We start from the raw sequence: 18,806 nt of genomic DNA on the forward strand, positions 1-18,806 counted from the left end.
TTTGTTTTATTCCGTTTTTATCAAAAGGCACTCCCCTTCAATTTTAATCCGGTTGCCTCATCGAGCCCAAACATCAGATTCATGTTCTGCACCGCTTGCCCCGATGCTCCTTTGAGCAAATTATCGATGATGGATGTGATGTGAATATATCCGTTGTGAAATTCAATGTGCAACAACCCCTTGTTCGTATTCACCACTTCTTTCAACGAAACAGGCTCGTCCGACACAAAAACAAATGGTGACCCCGCGTAAAATTGTTTGTAAAAATCGATCGTTTCCGTCTCACTCATTATCCCCTCCCATTTGGTATAAACGCTCGCAAAAATTCCTCGCGTATAATCACCACGCATCGGCACAAAATTAATTTGAGGAAGAGAGTCATTCCCGGCGCTCGCCAATGTGTTTCGAATTTCGTCCAAGTGTTGATGACGAAAAGCTTTATATACCGAAATATTATTGTCGCGATAACTGAAATGAGTAGTTTCTCCGGGTTTTTTGCCGGCTCCTGTCGATCCGGTGATGGCGTGAACGTGAATTTCGTCCGTCAACAACTTTTTCGAAGCCAATGGTATCAATGTCAGCAAAATAGATGTTGCAAAACATCCGGGATTGGCAATGAATTTCGCCTCGCGAATGAGATTCTTATTTAATTCGCAAAGCCCGAAAACAAATGTGCGATCTCCGTAAACAGGATCATTTCGGAAGTCATTTCCCAAATCGATGATTCTACACGATGAAGGGAGGCGATTTTCGTCAAGAAACGGACGCGACATACCATGCCCGAGGCAAAGAAAAACGACATCGGGATTTCCGATTTGATCGGTGAATACAAGGTCGGTTTCGCCATACAAATCGCGATGCACATCTGTTACAGGCTTTCCTGCCGATGAAGAACTGACAACCGATTCTATTTTCACTTCGGGATGATGCAGCAAAATACGCAACAATTCACCTGCCGTGTAACCGGTTCCTCCGACAATGCTTGCTTTAATCATTTTGATGGATATTGTAATATATTTTTAGCGGATTGGCAATCACTTTTGTAAATCCTACAATATCTTGTCCCGAGAGAGATTTATTGATTTCGCCGTACTCTCCAAATTTCGAATTCATCAAATCATAATCCGAAGTGCAACCCAAAACGGCAAAATGATAAGGCCGCAATTCCACATCTACATCACCGGTAACGTATTTTTGAGTGTCATCAAGAAATCCTTCGATATTGCGCATTACCGGTTCAAGATATTGAGCTTCGTGCATGAGCTGTCCATACCAGGTTGCCAATTGATCTTTCCAGTAGAGTTGTTGCTTGGTGAGCACATGTTTTTCGAGCAAATGATGAGCCTTGACAATGATCAGTGGTGCAGGAGCTTCGAAAACTACGCGTCCCTTCATCCCAATGATCGTATCACCTACGTGAACATCGCGTCCGATACCGAATTTGGACGCTGTCCGGTGTAATTTGTGAATGAACTCGATTGGGGTCATTTTTTCGCCATTGAGTGCCACCGGTTCGCCTTTTTCGAAACGAATCGTAATACGTTCTACTCCAAAATCGGTAACTTGCGAAGGATAAGCCTCTTCAGGAATTGTCCCATTCGATTTGAGGGTTTCTACACCACCCACACTGGTTCCCCACAATCCCTGATTGATGGAATATTTCGATTTTTCCCACGAAAAATCAAATCCCTTATTGTGCAAATAATCGATTTCCTGCTGACGCGACCAGGCCAATTCGCGAATGGGCGCGATGATTTTCACCTGCGGAGCAAGCACTTCGAAAACCAGATCGAAACGCACCTGATCGTTACCGGCTCCCGTGCTGCCATGAGCAACAAAATCGGCTCCAATTTTTTTAACCTCATCGAGCACGGCCAACGCCTGAAAGAATCGCTCGGAACTTACAGACAATGGGTAAGTATTATTCTTTAGAACATTCCCAAATATCAAATATTTGATTCCGCGATTGTAATAATCCTCCACGGCATTCACACACGTGTGTGTTGCAGCACCTAACTGAAAGGCACGTTCTTCGATATGCTTGGCCTCTTCGTCCGAGAAACCGCCTGTGTTCACAAAAACGGTGTGAACTTCCAATCCCTTTTCGTCTTTCAGGTACGGCACACAAAACGATGTGTCGAGGCCGCCGCTAAATGCTAAAACTACCTTTTGTTTCATCTTGTTTGTTTTTTGGGCTACGCCGGTCATATTTCGTAAATCGGAAATGTTAAGCAACGCGCAGCATTATTTTTTAAACATTTTATTCGGATTCTTTTTCTTCACTACCGGTTTCACCACTTTTTTGGCAAAACCGCTTGGTTGAGGTGCCGGTTTTTTCTCAGCCGGATCATACAGCAATCCCGTACATAGGCACATGCGATAATTATTGCGTTCCAGAATATCAAAATTTCGACATCCCTGACATCCTTTCCAAAACTCCATATCGTCGGTCAACTCCGAAAAAGGAACAGGTCGAAATCCGAGTTCTGTATTCATTTTCATCACGGCAAGGCCGGTGGTGATGCTGAAAATCTTCGATTTGGGATAAAGCTTTCGCGAAAGCTCGAATATTTTATGTTTGATTTGCTTGGCCAATCCCCGATTTCGATAATCAGGATGTACAATCAGTCCCGAGTTGGCTACAAACCGCTCGTGCCCCCATGTTTCGATATAGGCGAAACCTACCACCTTATCGCCATCAAGCGCGATAACGGCTTTGCCCGCGATCATTTTTTCGGCAATATATTCAGGACTGCGTTTAGCAATACCGGTGCCCCGAGCCTGTGCCGATTCGTAAACAAGATCGCATATTTCCTGTGCATAACCTGTGTGGCTGCTATTTGCCACATGAATTTCTACATTCATTTAACAATCAATAATATAATACTTTTCTAAGAGGAGGATTATTTTTTGCCGTAAGGCAATGATAGGTTTTGTATTTATAAGCTTCATCGCTTATAAATAGAGTTAACGGCATCGTCGGACAAGACCCGATGCACTTACGAAGATGATATGTGTATAAAACTCATTCATTGATGCTACAAAAGTAATCATAAAATTTTTAATATTCTATTTTTTTGATAGGAAATATGCATGAAAAATAAAATAATGACAGACCTAACATTGATTTATAATATTTAACAAAGTATAAAAACCCAATTAATAATTTTAAAATGAAATGATTGTATATTTGTTCAATGAGATTTTGGTAACCAGATTTTTTTGACCCTATTATCTCCCCTATCCATATTATTAATAAGTTTTGGAATCAAATTGAAAATAGAGAAGTTTATGAAAGAAATGAAGTATCATGCTTATACATTGCATAATTACAAAGAAATACCCCAACTCAAAAAGTTATCCGAATCGTCTTTGGAAGCAATAGAGGTTGTGGGACACGTTTTGCCTTTCAAATCGAACAACTATGTGGTAGATGAATTGATTGACTGGAACAACGTTCCGGAAGATCCCATGTTTACACTTACATTCCCTCGAAAAGGCATGCTTACGAATGCCACCTACAAGGAAGTGTTAAAACTGCTGGACAAGGCTGACAACGAAAAACTCGAAAAAAAGATATACGAAATACGTATGAGTCTGAATCCGAATCCGGCTGGTCAGGAGCATAATGTGCCGGTTATGGAAGGAAACAAATTGCATGGAATACAACATAAATATCGAGAAACGGTTTTATTCTTTCCAAGTCAAGGACAAACGTGTCATGCCTATTGTTCTTTCTGTTTCCGATGGACACAATTTTCGGGTATCAACGAATTAAAATTTGCGATGAAGGAAGCGGATTTATTACATAAATACTTATTGAAGCATCCCAAAGTTACGGATATCTTGTTTACCGGTGGCGATCCACTCACGGTGAATGCCAAAATACTCAGTGCTTACATCGAACCACTTCTCTCAAAAGAATTTTCGCATATCCGCAACATACGTATCGGATCTAAAACGCTATCATACTGGCCATACCGCTTCCTCACAGATAAGGATGCGGACGATTTGCTCAGATTGTTCGAAAAAGTCAACAAAGCCGGGAAACATCTCGCTTTTCAAGCGCATTTCAATCATCCGGTCGAATTGTCCACCGAAGCCGTAAAATTGGCGATACAGCGTATTAGAAATACGGGGACTCAAATCAGAACGCAATCACCGCTTCTGAAAAACATCAACGACGACGCCAAGATATGGGCAAACATGTGGCGCGAACAAGTTGCACTCGGACTTATTCCTTATTATATGTTTGTAGCACGTGACACAGGAGCTAAAGCATTTTTCGAATTGCCACTCGAAAAAGCGTGGGATATCTTCCGAAAGGCTTATTCGAGTGTAAGCGGAATTTGCCGTACGGTAAGAGGGCCAAGCATGAGTGCTACTCCCGGAAAAATCCAGATTCTCGGAATAACGGAAGTAAAAGGCGAAAAAGTTTTTGTTCTACGATTTCTTCAATGTCGCAATCCGCAATTTGTAGATATTCCTTTCTTTGCAGCTTACGATCCGAAAGCCACATGGTTTGACCAACTCAAACCCGCATTCGGCGAAGAAAATTTTTTTTTCGAGACTAACGAGCTGATGACAAAAAAGGAGAGCGATTCGGATTTTTTATGGGAATGACTCCAACCGGCCTTAAGATGATTTTTCAACAAAAATCGGATTGTTTCAAAATATTAACACCATATTAAATGATTTATTGTTTATTTTGCCGGCTAATTGAAAGGTGAATATGGGCAAAATAATTGCACTTGCAAATCAAAAAGGAGGAGTCGGAAAAACCACTACCGCCATCAATCTCGCAGCTTCACTCGCTGCACTCGATAAAAAGGTTCTCGTGGTCGATGCCGATCCCCAAGCCAATGCCTCATCGGGATTGGGCATCGATATCAAAAACATTAAAAACACCATATATGAAGGGCTTATTGGAAAAGTAAGCCCTTCGGACATTGTATTGAAAACACCGTTCGACAACATCGACATTATTTCTTCGCACATCAATCTTGTAGGAGCCGAACTCGAAATGGTGCAGATGGACAATCGCGAGAAACGACTGCGTGATTTGCTACATCCGCTCAAAGACAATTACGACTATATTCTAATTGACTGTTCACCTTCATTGGGCATCATCACGGTCAATGCACTTACTGCTGCCGATTCCGTAATTATTCCTGTGCAATGCGAATATTTTGCGCTCGAAGGATTGAGCAAACTTCTAAACACGATTAAAATCATCAAATCGAAATTGAATACCAAGTTGGAAATAGAAGGATTCGTTTTCACCATGTACGACTCACGACTGCGCCTGCACAACCAGGTGTACGAAGAGGTGAAACACCATTTTCAGGAACTGGTTTTCAATTCGGTCATACAGCGAAACATTACTCTAAGTGAGTCTCAAAGTCATGCTCAGCCGGCATTGATGTATGATGCCGCTTCGCGGGGAGCTTACAACTATATGCAATTGGCCAAAGAACTTATTGAAAAAAATTCGTAACTTTGCCTCTACATCGAACGAAAACGTAGAAGAATGTCTAAAAAAAATGCTTTAGGAAGAGGACTGGATGCGCTCATCACTATGGAGGATACCGAAACGCAAGGCACATCCTCCATCAACGAGGTTGAACTTTCGAAAATAACGCCCAATCCCGATCAACCACGTCGCGTTTTCGACGAAGAAGCGCTGGAAGAACTGGCAACATCCATCCGCAAAATTGGCGTCATACAGCCTATTACTCTTCGCAAAATAGATGACGACACTTATCAAATCATCGCAGGTGAACGCAGATTTCGCGCTTCGCAAATCGCAGGACTGACAAGCATTCCCGCCTACATTAAAACAGCCGAAGATGACGATTTGATGGAAATGGCTCTTGTCGAAAATATTCAACGTGAAGATCTCAACTCCATCGAAATCGCATTGGCTTATCAAAATCTGATCGAAACATTTTCACTCACTCAGGAACAGTTGAGCGAACGTGTCGGTAAAAAAAGGGCAACCATTGCCAATTATCTTCGTCTTCTCAAACTGCCGGCCGAAGTGCAAATGGGCGTAAAGGACAAAAAAATCGATATGGGACACGCCCGTGCCTTGCTTACGATTAACGATCCGGTTTCGCAATTGGCAATATATAATCTTATCCTTCAGGAAGATTTATCGGTGAGAAATGTCGAAAGTATAGCTAAAGATATTTCGGAGGGAAGGGATCTCGACGAAATCCTTCATCCGAAGCAGAGCAAAAAAGACGGAAAATCATCCAAATCGAAAAGCAATTATTCTGACGATTTTGATGTTTTGGAAAAACATTTGTCGGCTTATTTTAAAACCAGCGTAAAATTCAGCTGCAATAAACTGGGAAAAGGCAAAATCACCATCCCGTTTACTTCAACAGACGAGTTGGAGCGTATCATCGGCATTTTCGATCAACTTAACAAAAGATAATCGCATGAAAAAGTGGAGGATTATCCTTTTCATGGGCATTCTTGTGTCGATACAACTTCAGGCACAAGTGAACTCCACACCTCAAAAAAAAGATACTGCCAAGCTAACGCCTTTGCAAGATACTATTTCGCAAAAGGTTCGCACCGACGTAATTCAGTATAAAACGGACAGCATCATTGCGGCCGAGCAGCAAATCGACACCACGCGCATTCTTATTCCGGAAGAATTTAAACCCGATCCTACCAAAGCAGTCATCATGGCGGCTATCTTTCCGGGGATGGGACAAGTATATAATCGAAAATACTGGAAATTGCCGATTCTTTACGGTGGGTTCGTAGGATTTGCCTACGCCATTTCGTGGAATAATCGGTACTATCAGGATTATTTTAATGGCTACAAAGATATTGCGGACGATGATCCGAATACCAATAGCTGGCAAAAATTCCTGAGGTATGGCCAAGATCCCGAAACGGTTGACAGAGAGTGGTTAAAAAGTGTACTGAAGCGTCGCAAGGATTATTATCGCCGCTATCGCGATCTTAGTATTATTGGCACGGTGGCATTGTATGGATTAAGTATCGTAGATGCTTACGTCGATGCTCAATTATTTGATTTTGATATTAGTCCCGATCTGACCATGCGGTTACAACCTTCCGTTATTCAGAGGGATTATTCGTTTTCGAAAGATGCCTTTGGCATCAGTTGTACTTTTAATTTCAATTAACAAAGGGGCAGCTGTGCCCTCACTTTTTTTGCAAAACTATGGAAGCTTCTCATAAACTGATCCTTTCATCGATTGTTGCCTGCTCATTGGCTATGCAACCGATATCTGCTCAAACAACAAAGCAGGCCAAAGATACCATTGTCGACAAATCGATTGTTGTCCCCGAAAGCATGAACAAAGACCTCAGCGATTTACTGCACGATTGGCAAATCGACTTCTCTTCTTTCCAAAACGATTGTCAACAAGGGTCCAATGTTGTTTTTAATGACAGCATTTACATTCAGCGCCTTCATAACATGCCATCGTTCATGGAACTGTCATACAATCATGTAGTGCGATCGTATATCGATATGTATGCCGACCGTAAACGCAGCCAGGTGGCGTACATGCTGGCGCTGGGAGATTATTATTTTCCAATGTTCGAACAAATGCTCGACAAATACGGACTTCCTCTCGAATTGAAATATCTTCCGGTCATCGAGTCGGCACTCAATCCTGTTGCCGTTTCAAGAGTAGGCGCTACAGGACTTTGGCAATTCATGCTCAAAACAGGAAAAGGTTACGGACTCGAAATTAACAGTTTGGTGGACGAACGCCGCGATCCCATCAAATCCTCCGAAGCCGCCGCCCGCTATCTCAAAGATTTATATACCATCTATCAGGATTGGAATCTGGTAATTGCTGCATACAATTGCGGACCGGGTAACGTAAATAAGGCCATTGCCCGCAGTGGCGGAAAACGTGATTACTGGGAAATCTATTTCCATCTTCCTCGCGAAACTCGTGGATATGTTCCCGCATTTATTGCAGCGAACTACATTATGAACTACTATACCGATCATAATATTTGCCCGGTTCGCATCAATGATTATGTTGCTTTGGATACTGTTCATGTGAGTGAAGAAATCCACCTGCAACAAATATCGGACATACTCGATATTCCTTTAACCGAACTTCGCCGACTCAATCCTCAATTCAAACGAGATATTATTCCCGGCAATTACAAATCTTACGCACTCAATTTGCCGACAAAAAAAATGATAGCTTTTATCGATCAAAAAGACAGCATAACAAATTACCGACGATCCGAATTTTTAACACACCGTCTTAGCACCGACCGCTACATCAGTAATAACTATAATATTCCCACATCTTCAGATGGAACTTATGTGTATTATAAAGTACGACGCGGAGATAATTTATCGAAAATCGCACAACGAAACGGGGTTACCGTCAGTCAGCTGAAATCGTGGAACAACCTCAAATCGAGCCGAATTACGGCTGGAAAAAGACTTATCGTGAACAAACGCAAAATAGAAACGCCCAAATCTTCGCCGGAAGAAAGTCAAACTTTACTTGCACAAACCGACAACGAACAACATCCGGCCGAAAGCCGCTCCGTCAACCAATACTATCGCGTAAGAAAAGGTGATACACTGAGTGGTATAGCACAGAAAAATAATGTTACAGTGTCTCAACTAAAGGCATGGAATGGACTGAATTCTACTAAGTTATCGATCGGAAAAAATTTGATTGTCCAAAAAAAGACTGTAAAAACTCCGTCGAATACACAAACCAACGGCGAATCATATTCAGCGCCCGGCAAGACCGAGAGCAGCATCATTTCCAATTATCTGAAAGATCAAATAGGGAATTCCTCAGCATCACAACAAAGTTTGGATGAAAATACCGATCAACCCATATTAGACAGCGAACAAACGAATTAAGATATCTATCGTACCAATACTTTTCGTATTCCACTTCCATTGGTGGTTTCCACCTTAACCACATAAACGCCTTTGGCAAGATGAGAAGCGGAATACGATGCAAGATTAACACTCTTGTCGATTTGTTGGGCAAATATTTTTTGACCCGTAACATAAAATATCTCCCACGAAACAATTTCCTGATTCGATTCGACAAAAATTCGTTGAACTTCGCGATTATAAGTAACATTCAGTTCAAATGATTGAGACAGCTGTTCTTCACCTTCCAATCCGCGTCCTACGACATAGGGCGAAATCAACAATGAAGTATTCACCGGATTGTATATGTTTTCGGACGAAAGAGCCCAGCCCGTAGAGTTCTTCATCCAAGCAGTAGGGCTAAGTCCCGACCCGGTGCTGCGAGGCTCGGTATTCAATACACAAAATCCCGGCGTCGTTCCGTTGGCATCGCTATAAGAAATAAAAAATTTACCGGAGACTGTTATGGGTGACACAAATCGGATATAATTCTCTACGGTAGTATTCATATCTCTGTTTCCGGATAGGTAAGATCCTCCCGAATAATATGGAAACGAATAATTAAACTTTTGATCTGCTAACAAAATCTCCGGATGCTCACTCCCCGAATAAACCTTAATCCGAACATCCATCCCTGCAATATTTCTTATCGCCGGAGTCGATATAAACACTCCGTCAATTTGAACTTCGCTTTTGGAATAAAATTGTTCGGCAAACTCCGAGTATCCAAGTGAAGTATTGGTCTGAAAAAGATTGATCGTATTATTATACGTAGTTTGGGTGATTGTCTCATCGGTATCAAAATTATTTTCGCGTGTCATCGGCGCATTTTCGTAAGGATTAAACCCATTTAACTGCTGAGACCCGGAATTGACGGGGTCGAGATAATATTTTATGGAATTCGGATTATCGATCGATCCTTCCACATTCCAAAATTTATTAAGCGAAGCATATTGATCGGGCCCTTTCGGAGAGGAACATTCAGATAATCCGCCACTGAGCGTTCCTACCAACCGTTTATCTTTGTCCACCAACGGCGATCCTGAAGATCCGGGTTCCGTGGATGCCACGTCCCATGATGCGACATTCCAATGCGAATTTGGCTCCATGTTATAGGGAGCTGAAGTTCCAAAAGAAGCAATCGTAAGCGCATCGTTTTCAACAGCTATTTTTTTTATACCCCCATTCGGGTGATGAATTCCATGAAAAGGAGCCGATGGTGCCGAACTAACGTTCCAGCCCAAATAATAGGGTTGATATTCTCTGGGTGGCATTTGCAAAAACCGCAAAAGCGAAATATCGTGCTTTTCACTAATAAGGACGGAGTCAGCACCGGCCAGTGTCATTTGCGTATTGCCCCGAATAGTTGCATCACATACAGGCGATTCGTAACGAAAAAATGCAACAATGCTACCCGCAACAACATCATATTCTCTGTCGGCTAAAAACGAAGTATTGTAATCTCTGTTCAAACAATGAGTAGCCGTGAGCAAATAAGGAGTTCCATCCTGAGCCGTATTGTTAACAAGTGCACCGGTGCAATAGGTATTGCCATTGATAATCAGTTCCACTACTCCACTTCCTGCCTGTGTATCTTCCGGATAGCATACGAGATTGGGGTGACAACTTTGCGACGGATCACGAGGTTCGGTTCCTGCACGGAAAAGTCCGAGAAAATCGTGATTCACTTCGCCTACCTCTATTTCGCTTACCGAATTTTCCGGCTCCTGTAGCTCCACAATCAATTCTTCACCACCAATGGGTTGCACCGGCAGCAAATTATGTTCCGTATTATTTTCGTCGGTATAGGAACCTAAAATCTGCGTTTGATCGGCATTATACACAAAAACTTTTGCTCCTTTGGACAAATGAAATTTCGAAAAAAGGATATTTATCGAATAAGCGCCTCGCGAACGAATGCCGACACACCAAACATTTGTGCCGTCAGCGTTTGTAAATCTGACTCCGGAATTATCGGGACGAAGATGGACAAAAAACTTGTGCGCAAAATATAAGCTTTTGAATTGGGCTTCATTTTCGCTCAACCGCAACTCTTCGGCTACGTCGAAAGACGGCATCTCCACAAACATTTCCCTTTTAATGGTCAACGCTCTTTCACCGGCATTCAATGGAAGCGGACTCCCGCCATGACTAATTTGTGCACTGATCGTTGCTGTTGCGAAAATAGAAAAAAACAGAAAAAATAGTTTTCCGATTCTTGGGGAAAATTGATAGCTGAAAGTCATAGTTTGCCGTTTACGATGAAATAATACTTCATACCGTTTTGCAAATGTAAGATGTTTTTAAGAATATAGATTATTTTTGCATTGTAAAATTCCCAACGCAACAATGAGTGTTCCCGATTTCCAGCTAAAACATTTTTTAGACGAACAGGTCGATATCTACAACTCACCGACCTTTATTCCAAACGATCCAATCTCCATTCCGCATCGATATTCCGATAAACACGATATCGAAATCATGGGATTCTTTGCAGCCACACTCGCTTGGGGACAACGAAAAACCATCTTACAAAAATGTTCGGAACTGGCAGAGAGGATGAACAATTCGCCCTATTCATTCATCATGAAGAACGATCCAGGAGAACTGAAACCTCTTGTCGGATTCAAACATCGTACTTTCAACGATACGGATTTACTTTATTTTGTCGATTTTCTTCATCGCCACTATCAGCTTTACGACAGTTTAGAGGATGCGTTTCTGACGGATGGGCTTTTTATTTCGATAGAAAATTCGCTGACCCAATTCGAAAAAAAGTTTTTCGATCATCCGGATGCGCCGAAGCGCACCCGCAAGCACATTGCAACTCCCGCCCGCAATTCCACCTGCAAACGATTGAACATGTTTTTGCGATGGATGGTGCGTAATGATGACAAAGGTGTAGATTTCGGACTTTGGAAACGCATTCCGCAACATGCACTGATCTGCCCGATCGATGTTCATGTAGATCGGACGGCGCGCCAACTGGGACTGATTACCCGAAAACAAACCGACTGGAAAACCGCTGTCGAACTTACCGAAAACCTTCGCAGCCTCGATCCGAATGATCCCGTGAAATATGACTTTACCCTTTTCGGGCTTTCAGTCGATCAAAAAAACGGCTATAAAGCCTCTCCGCAATTCGGTTAAAGTAATCCGTTAAAACGTAACGTTCAAGGACAATCCGGCGGAAGAAATGATGTTCACCCAAATAATTATTCGATTCCACAAACGGCATGAGATTGATTTTAACCTGACTTGTATTTTTTCATAAGTCTTGAATATACATGTTATTGACTTTGGCAACTCTGGTTGCATCCACGATAGCCCAAATGTCAACGGCAAGTGTTGCAGCCAAACCTGTGAGCATAATCGCCAACACCTGTCGGATTGGTTTCAAGCTCGGTAAAACTCCCGAAATCATTATAAGTCGTAACTTCATCGTAACTCATCAAAGCTTCTATCACCGTAACGACGGTCAACAAAACGGAACTGGGCATTGATGCCGGATATTGAAAAGCCCAATAACAGAAGAAAAAAGATAATTTTTTGTTTCATGTTAAAAAATAAGAAGGTAAATTTATTATGGCATAATCTTAACGAATGACATTGGGAGCAAGGCTCGATGACCTTTGAATATCTATCGAAATCCGTTTTTTTCCGTCATAACACAACGATATGGCGGCGAAATTAACTTTCACCGCCGTATTCCATCAGGTATGCCTTAATAAAACCATCGATATCGCCATCCATCACACCTGTAACGTCCGATGTCTGATAATTGGTGCGATGGTCTTTTACGCGCCGATCGTCGAAAACGTAGCTGCGGATTTGCGATCCCCACTCTATTTTCTTTTTCCCGGCTTCGATTTCAGCCTGAGCGGCACGACGTTTTTCGAGCTCAATCTCATAGAGTTGCGAGCGCAACAAGCGCAAGGCATTTTCGCGATTGCCCAATTGCGAACGACTTTCAGTATTTTCGATCACGATTTCCTGCTCCTCGCCCGTATCCGGATCTTTATACATGTAGTGTAGTCGAACACCGGTTTCCACCTTGTTCACATTTTGTCCCCCGGCTCCCGACGAACGGAAAGTGTCCCAACTCAAATTCGCCGGATTCACTTCAATTTCGATAGTGTCGTCCACCAACGGCACAACGAAAACCGAAGCAAAGGATGTCATACGTTTGCCCTGAGCATTATAAGGCGAAACTCGCACCAGGCGATGAACTCCGTTCTCGCTCTTCAAAAAGCCATAAGCCATCTCGCCTTCAATTTGCAGCGTGGCCGTCTTGATGCCGGCATCGTCACCATCCTGCCAGTTGGTAACGGTGGTTTTGTAATTTTTGCTTTCGCACCATCGCTGATACATTCTGAACAGCATCGACGCCCAATCTTGACTTTCAGTACCGCCCGCCCCTGCGTTGATTTTTAGCACCGCTCCGAGCTTGTCCTCTTCCTTGCGAAGCATATTTTTGAGTTCGAGATTTTCTATCAAATCAATGGCCTTGCGGTATGCCGCATCGACTTCTTCCTCCGTAACGACACCATCCTTCACAAAATCGTAGGCAAGTTGCAACTCATCCGTAGCCGATTTCACTTCGTTGTAGTCTCGTATCCAGCCTTTCAGTTCGCGCACCACTTTCATTTGAGCATCAGCCGCTTTGGAATCGCTCCAAAAATCGGGCGATTGCGTTCTCAGTTCCTCCTCTTCGAGTTGAATGATCTTTGTATCAATGTCAAAGATACCCCCTCAGCGCTTGCTCGCGCTCCAACACTTCTTTTAGTTGGTCTGCTGTTATCATAATCTGTTTCTGTTTCGGTTTGAGGCTGCAAATTTACATGATTATTTCCAATCGGCACACAGGTTGATGGATTAATGATTTGATGAATTATGGATTTACTGATTCATTGATGAAAGAATTTATGAGCGTAGATTTGTCGCGAAACGGATTTTTTAGGAATGTTTCTCACAGGTGAACGCAGATTTTTTCTCGCGGATTTTCGCAGATAATTTGTAATTTGTATTCTCCCGCTGACGCAGGAATTTACCTGTGCTTTTGTTTTCCCTGATTTCGTCTGTCAATGAAATTCAATTCGTTATCTGAATTCGTGAATGTCCGTTGCCCAGAGGTACGACTTCGATGTGCGTTGAAATTCGTTCTTTTAGCTCAGTCAAATGAGAAATAATGCCAATGATTTTTCCTTCACTTTGCAAATTCGATAAGGCATTGAGTGCTACGTCGAGATAGTCGGAATCGAGTGTTCCAAAGCCTTCGTCGATAAACATGGTGTCGATGCGCATATTTTTACCGGCCATATTGGCCAAACCGAGAGCAAGCGACAGCGAAACAATAAACTTTTCTCCTCCCGACAGATTTTGCGCCGTTCGTTCTTCACTGTTTTGGAATTTGTCGATGATCGATAACTCGAATGGATTGGTACTGTCGCCTGAACGTTTCAGCAGATAGCGGTCAGACATCTTTTGCAATTGTCTGTTCGACAAACTGATTAAATGTTCGAAAGTCAATGCTTGAGCAAAGTTGCGGTATTTTTTTCCGTCACCGGAACCAATCAGCTCATTCAATTTTGCCCATTTATTGAAAATCGCCTGTTGTCGTTCCTTCTCTTTTAGTTTATCAAGACTGGCTTTCCGATTTTCGGCATTGGACCGTAAGGTTTGCTTGTTCGCTCCAATTTTTTGAGACATCTCTTCGGCCTGCTTTTTCTTTTCTTCTCCCGCAGTTTGAAGTTCTTCGTACGATTCTTCCGTAATGTTCTGTGCCTGTTTTTCTGTCCACTCTTTTTCTTTATCGGTTACGATCGCCTTGTTTTTCTCAAATTCGGTATTTGCTTCATTCTTCTCTTTTTCGGTTTTTACTCTTGCGGCTTCAGCGGCTTCAATCCTTCGCTTCAGCAGATTTTCTTCTTCCTCAACCGATTTTTCCCCGAAGATTTCTTTCCGTTGCGCCGAGAGTAATTGCTTTTCTGTTTCGATGCTCAGCTTATCGTTTTGCTTCTCGGTAAGCGATTTTTCCAGGTTCTCTAACTCTTTTCGATTTAACGCGATGCTGCTTTTTAGTGTGGTAGTTAGGTTCGTTAATTCTTCGATTTGTTTTTTATTCTCGTTCCAGGCCTCGAGGCATCTTTTTAGTCCCTCCATGTTTTCAACGCCATAGTCTTGGAGTTTGACCCGCAAAGATGCTCTTTCCTTTTCATATTTATCCTTTGCAGTGGCTGCTAATTCTTGTTTGTCGTTCAATTGTTGTTCGGCTAACTTTTGAGCGGTTTCGGCTTCATTTTTTAATCTTTCAGCCGCCTCTTTTTCTCTTTGCAAAGCAGGAATTTCTTTGTCTCGGAGGTTTACCAGTTGTCTTTCGCAATTTACTGCTCGTTCGATGATGGCAGTAATTTGTTTAAGTTCGGCTTGTTTCCGTGCCAGCATTTCATTCAGTTCCTCTATTTTATTTTCTCCAACAGGAATCGTGAAGTCAGTCTGTATGCTTTTTATTTCAGCGAGTATTTCCTTTTGTTTTTCTAAATTGTCCGATAGATATTTTTCTTCTTTTGCTCTGTTTTTCAAAGCGTTGTCTCTATCCGAATTGTATGTTGCAAGATTTTTTTCGTTTTGTTGAACTGTCTTCGAGATCTCTTGCCACTGCCTTTTTAACGTTGCCAATTCAATTTCCTTTTCTCCCATCTGCGGAACATTTCCCCGAGCAAACGGGTGCTCCAAGGCTCCACAAAGCGGACATTCCTCTCCGTCTTTCAGTGTTTGCCGGAGTTCATCAAAACTTTGAATGGTCTTTGTCAGTTTGATATTTTCGTCCAGCAAGTTGATTTGACGATCCAGATGGTCGATGGTTATTTTATCGGTTTCAATCTTTTCGGAAAGTTCCTGAATGAACGAATCGAGTTGTCTTATTTTTCCTGCAAAGTCTTCTATTTCTTTTTGATTGGCAGCAATTGCCTGCTCTACCTGAATCAGATTTTTGATTTGATTATACAGACCAGAAATGTTTTCTTTTTCTGATTGAAGCAAGGATAGCTCCTTCCCGTCCAATATTGATGCATATTCCCTCTTCCCGGTTTCAAGTTCCTGCGTTTTTGCTGCCAAATCCTTTTCTTTTTCTGTGAAAACTTTTGCTGCCTGTTGAAGTGCAGCTTCTTTCGACTTTAAATCCTTCTGTAAATTGGTTATTTCAGCGTTCAGATTTTCGATTTCTTTGAAGGAAGAGATTAATTGTCGATATTCATTTTCAATCGCCGCATAGGTTGAAACCAATTCTTCATATTTCTGATGTTCACTCGCCCATTTGCGTTTTGCTTCCAACAATTTTTCTGCTTTTCCCAAATTCGAGTGTTGCGTTTCGAGTGTTTGCGATAATTCATGCAGCTTTTTCTCCAAATCCGAAATGGCTGTCAAAATGGGATGCAACAATTTTTCTTTCTCCGAAATTTTGGTATCGAGCTCTCTGACCTTTTTAAAAAGCGGTTCGAGTTCTTTCTGTTCCTCTTTCAGAGCCTTTAAAGCCCTTTCCAAAGCATCAAACGCTTCTTTGGTCGTTATAGTTTTTACTTCCAATTCAGGCAACTTTCGTTTCGTTTCATCGATTTGCTTTTGCAAACTGTCCAAATCCGAAAGCCATTTCTTCGCATGCTCTATTTTCTGCAACTCTTCGTCCAGCTGTGTTTTTTCATTTTCAAGTGCGGCAATCTCATCGTTCAGGTTTTTAATTTCTTCCTCCGAAAGAATTTTGATGGCTTCGAGTTCGAGTAAAACCCTATCCAATTGTTCTTTTTCTGCTTTGCTTCGTTCAAAAACCTTTTTCGAAATCTCTCCATAGATTTCGGTTCCTGTTATTTGTTCCAAAAGTTCTCCCTTGTCATTCTTATTCGCTTCCAAAAAAGCAGCGAAACTGCCTTGCGCAAGCAATATCACTTTAGTAAATTGATCGAAGGTCAACCCAAGGATTTCCACAATTCTTGTATCGCAAGCACGCAATTGGTCGGCTATGATTTTGTTGTTGGAATCAGAAATCTGACGAACCACCGGCTTTAGATTTCCTGTTCTGGTTCGCTCCTGTTTCCAGCTCGATTTCCATGTTTTACCGGCTACTTCAAAAATAATTTCCGAATAGCAATCTTTCTCGCCTCTTGTCATCACGGCATTTTCGTTGCCCGAAATTTCCACACGCGGCGTTTTACCGTACAAAGCGAGCGAAATGGCATCCAGGATAGAACTCTTACCCGCACCTGTCTTTCCGGTAATGGCAAAAAGTCCTTCGTTTGTGAAAACCGATTGTGTAAAATCAATTTCATTTTCACCTGACAGCGAATTGATGTTCTTGAATTTGAGTTTCAAAATTTTCATAAGACCATGTTCTGTAAATGCAAACCGTCAATAATCTCTTTATACAATGCTTTCAGTTCTGTTTTTTGCTCGTCGGGGATATTGTTTTTTTCCAACAGCCTGTCGAAGACTTCCATTTCGTTGAGTTCGTCCAACGAATCTGCTGCATCAGCTTGTGTCAAAACTTCATTCAAATATTGGCGGTTCTGAAGTTTGAGCACTTCAATGTTGGAATCGGCGATCTGTTCGTTCACCCACGAAGATAAATCGGGAAAAATTTCATTCCCGGTGTAAATCACTTCTGCCCAAACAGAGTCACCGGTTTTTTTCAATTCCGACAAACGTTGGGCGATGAATTTTTTGTCGCCTACGATGGATTCCAATCTCTGAAAAACAGGAATTTCAATGGTTTCAATGCTTCTCCTTTCATTGAATTCAACAAGATACACCTGCTTTTTTTGTCCCACTTCACCAAAACCCATCGGAATCGGCGATCCGCAAAAGCGAATGTGGTCTTTGATGACAGACGGGATGTGATAATGTCCAAGTGCAACGTAATCGAATGTATCGGGAAAAATGTCGTTGCCAACCGCTTCGATATTCCCAATGTAGGTTTCGCGCACGCCATCGTCGTCGTTTCTTTTTCCTCCTGCAACAGGCAAATGTCCCGTTGCTATAATCGGAACGGCGACACCCAATTCTTTCCGTTTGTTTTCAGCAAGTTGAGCAATTGCTTCATAGTGTTTTTTTATGTTTTCGTTGATTCGTCTCGAACGATCGGAATAATTCTCCCCTTCCGTAAAACGGCTGATATCCCGTTCCCGCAAGAATGGGACTGCACAAACAATGGCCAGAGGATTCCCATTCCTGTCCGTAACGACAATCATTTCATCTTCCGGATTTTCTGTCGCATTGCCAATGACCGTAACGTTCAGTGCGGCCAAAATGTCTTTGGGCGCATTCAGGAAACTTGGCGAATCGTGGTTGCCACCCACTACAATCACATTTTCGCAACCCGCTTTCCGCACATTGATCAGAAAGTCGTAATACATTTTTTGAGCCGTACTGCTCGGCGATGCCGTGTCGAATACATCACCTGCGATGATCAGCAGGTCTATCGAATTTTCCTGAATCGTTCCGAGCAACCATGCTAAAAATGCCGTATGCTCTTCCTGTCGTTCTTTTTTGGAATAAAGCGTCCGTCCTAAATGCCAATCGGAGGTATGTAATAGTTTCATAGTTTTACCAATATCGTTCAAATTCCGTTTTTATTATCGTTCTTTCATAACCCACGATTTAAATCGTGGGCTTAGATGGTTAATGAAATTGTTTCAATGGATTCATCCATTTTGTTCAATAATTTTATTTTCTTCGTTCGTTTGTTGTTTAAAACCGTTGAAACGGTTCGGGTTATGTTTTTTATTTTCATAACCCTGTATAATCTTCCATGCCTTCTACAATGACTTCGTACACACTGGGAATTATCTCTTCGGTTTCGTGTACATGTCCTTTTTTGAAGTACTAAAAACTACGTTTCAGTATG

Annotated in this window: 14 protein-coding genes; 6 read left to right on the top strand and 8 right to left on the bottom strand. The window is 42.1% G+C overall.

All coding sequences use genetic code 11. The features are described 5' to 3' along the window. Positions 1–20 precede the first annotated feature (20 nt). The 3 genes from argC to EJN84_RS01245 form a co-directional block, all read right to left on the bottom strand. On the bottom strand, positions 21–995 hold the full coding sequence (gene argC, locus EJN84_RS01235) for an N-acetyl-gamma-glutamyl-phosphate reductase (RefSeq protein WP_129593722.1): 975 nt from the start codon (positions 993–995) through the stop codon (positions 21–23). After that, positions 988–2,178 carry an argininosuccinate synthase gene (gene argG, locus EJN84_RS01240; protein ID WP_129593723.1) on the bottom strand — a complete coding sequence of 397 codons (1,191 nt, stop codon included), beginning with the start codon at positions 2,176–2,178 and terminating at the stop codon, positions 988–990. The genes argC and argG overlap by 8 nt, the downstream gene beginning before the upstream one ends. A 66-nt stretch (positions 2,179–2,244) precedes the next feature. Beyond that, the gene (locus tag EJN84_RS01245; RefSeq protein WP_101486723.1) at positions 2,245–2,865 is read right to left on the bottom strand and encodes a GNAT family N-acetyltransferase; all 621 of its coding nucleotides are present in this window, start codon (positions 2,863–2,865) and stop codon (positions 2,245–2,247) included. A 426-nt stretch (positions 2,866–3,291) separates the two neighbouring features. Between EJN84_RS01245 and EJN84_RS01250 the strand changes: the two genes are divergently transcribed. The 5 genes from EJN84_RS01250 (at position 3,292) to EJN84_RS01270 (ending at position 8,893) form a co-directional block, all read left to right on the top strand. Then, the gene (locus EJN84_RS01250; protein WP_238943886.1) at positions 3,292–4,623 is read left to right on the top strand and encodes a KamA family radical SAM protein; all 1,332 of its coding nucleotides are present in this window, start codon (positions 3,292–3,294) and stop codon (positions 4,621–4,623) included. A gap of 109 nt (positions 4,624–4,732) precedes the next feature. Continuing rightward, on the top strand, positions 4,733–5,497 hold the full coding sequence (locus tag EJN84_RS01255) for a ParA family protein (RefSeq protein WP_129593724.1): 765 nt from the start codon (positions 4,733–4,735) through the stop codon (positions 5,495–5,497). Positions 5,498–5,530: 33 nt separating this feature from the next. Continuing rightward, positions 5,531–6,442, top strand: a complete 912-nt coding sequence (locus EJN84_RS01260; RefSeq protein WP_101486726.1) for a ParB/RepB/Spo0J family partition protein — start codon at positions 5,531–5,533, stop codon at positions 6,440–6,442. A 4-nt stretch (positions 6,443–6,446) separates the two neighbouring features. Beyond that, positions 6,447–7,166, top strand: a complete 720-nt coding sequence (locus tag EJN84_RS01265; RefSeq protein WP_129593725.1) for a DUF5683 domain-containing protein — start codon at positions 6,447–6,449, stop codon at positions 7,164–7,166. Positions 7,167–7,204: 38 nt separating this feature from the next. Then, on the top strand, positions 7,205–8,893 hold the full coding sequence (locus EJN84_RS01270) for a lytic transglycosylase domain-containing protein (RefSeq protein ID WP_129593726.1): 1,689 nt from the start codon (positions 7,205–7,207) through the stop codon (positions 8,891–8,893). A 5-nt stretch (positions 8,894–8,898) separates the two neighbouring features. Here EJN84_RS01270 and EJN84_RS01275 read toward each other — a convergent pair whose 3' ends face one another. Further along, positions 8,899–11,157, bottom strand: a complete 2,259-nt coding sequence (locus EJN84_RS01275) for a trypsin-like serine protease (protein ID WP_129593727.1) — start codon at positions 11,155–11,157, stop codon at positions 8,899–8,901. 103 nt (positions 11,158–11,260) lie between these two features. Between EJN84_RS01275 and EJN84_RS01280 the strand changes: the two genes are divergently transcribed. Then, a complete protein-coding gene (locus EJN84_RS01280) occupies positions 11,261–12,061 on the top strand; it encodes a TIGR02757 family protein (protein WP_129593728.1) in 801 nt (266 codons plus the stop codon). A gap of 185 nt (positions 12,062–12,246) precedes the next feature. Here EJN84_RS01280 and EJN84_RS12210 read toward each other — a convergent pair whose 3' ends face one another. The 4 genes from EJN84_RS12210 to EJN84_RS01295 form a co-directional block, all read right to left on the bottom strand. Next, the gene (locus tag EJN84_RS12210) at positions 12,247–12,411 is read right to left on the bottom strand and encodes a hypothetical protein (protein ID WP_165003996.1); all 165 of its coding nucleotides are present in this window, start codon (positions 12,409–12,411) and stop codon (positions 12,247–12,249) included. Positions 12,412–12,601: 190 nt separating this feature from the next. Then, positions 12,602–13,715, bottom strand: a protein-coding gene (gene prfB / locus EJN84_RS01285) for a peptide chain release factor 2 (protein ID WP_129593729.1) whose coding sequence is annotated in 2 segments (ribosomal slippage) — positions 12,602–13,651 and positions 13,653–13,715 — 1,113 coding nt in all. Because the reading frame shifts where the segments join, the coding sequence is not laid out codon by codon here. Positions 13,716–14,002: 287 nt separating this feature from the next. After that, positions 14,003–17,284: an AAA family ATPase gene (locus EJN84_RS01290; RefSeq protein WP_129593730.1), complete on the bottom strand. Its 3,282-nt coding sequence runs from the start codon at positions 17,282–17,284 to the stop codon at positions 14,003–14,005. Continuing rightward, complete coding sequence (locus EJN84_RS01295; RefSeq protein WP_129593731.1) at positions 17,281–18,501, bottom strand: exonuclease SbcCD subunit D C-terminal domain-containing protein; 1,221 nt, start codon at positions 18,499–18,501, stop codon at positions 17,281–17,283. Before EJN84_RS01295 ends, EJN84_RS01290 begins: the two co-directional genes overlap by 4 nt. Positions 18,502–18,806 lie beyond the last annotated feature (305 nt).

The sequence above is a fragment of the Seramator thermalis genome, from assembly GCF_004138125.1.
Lineage (GTDB): Bacteria > Bacteroidota > Bacteroidia > Bacteroidales > Dysgonomonadaceae > Seramator > Seramator thermalis.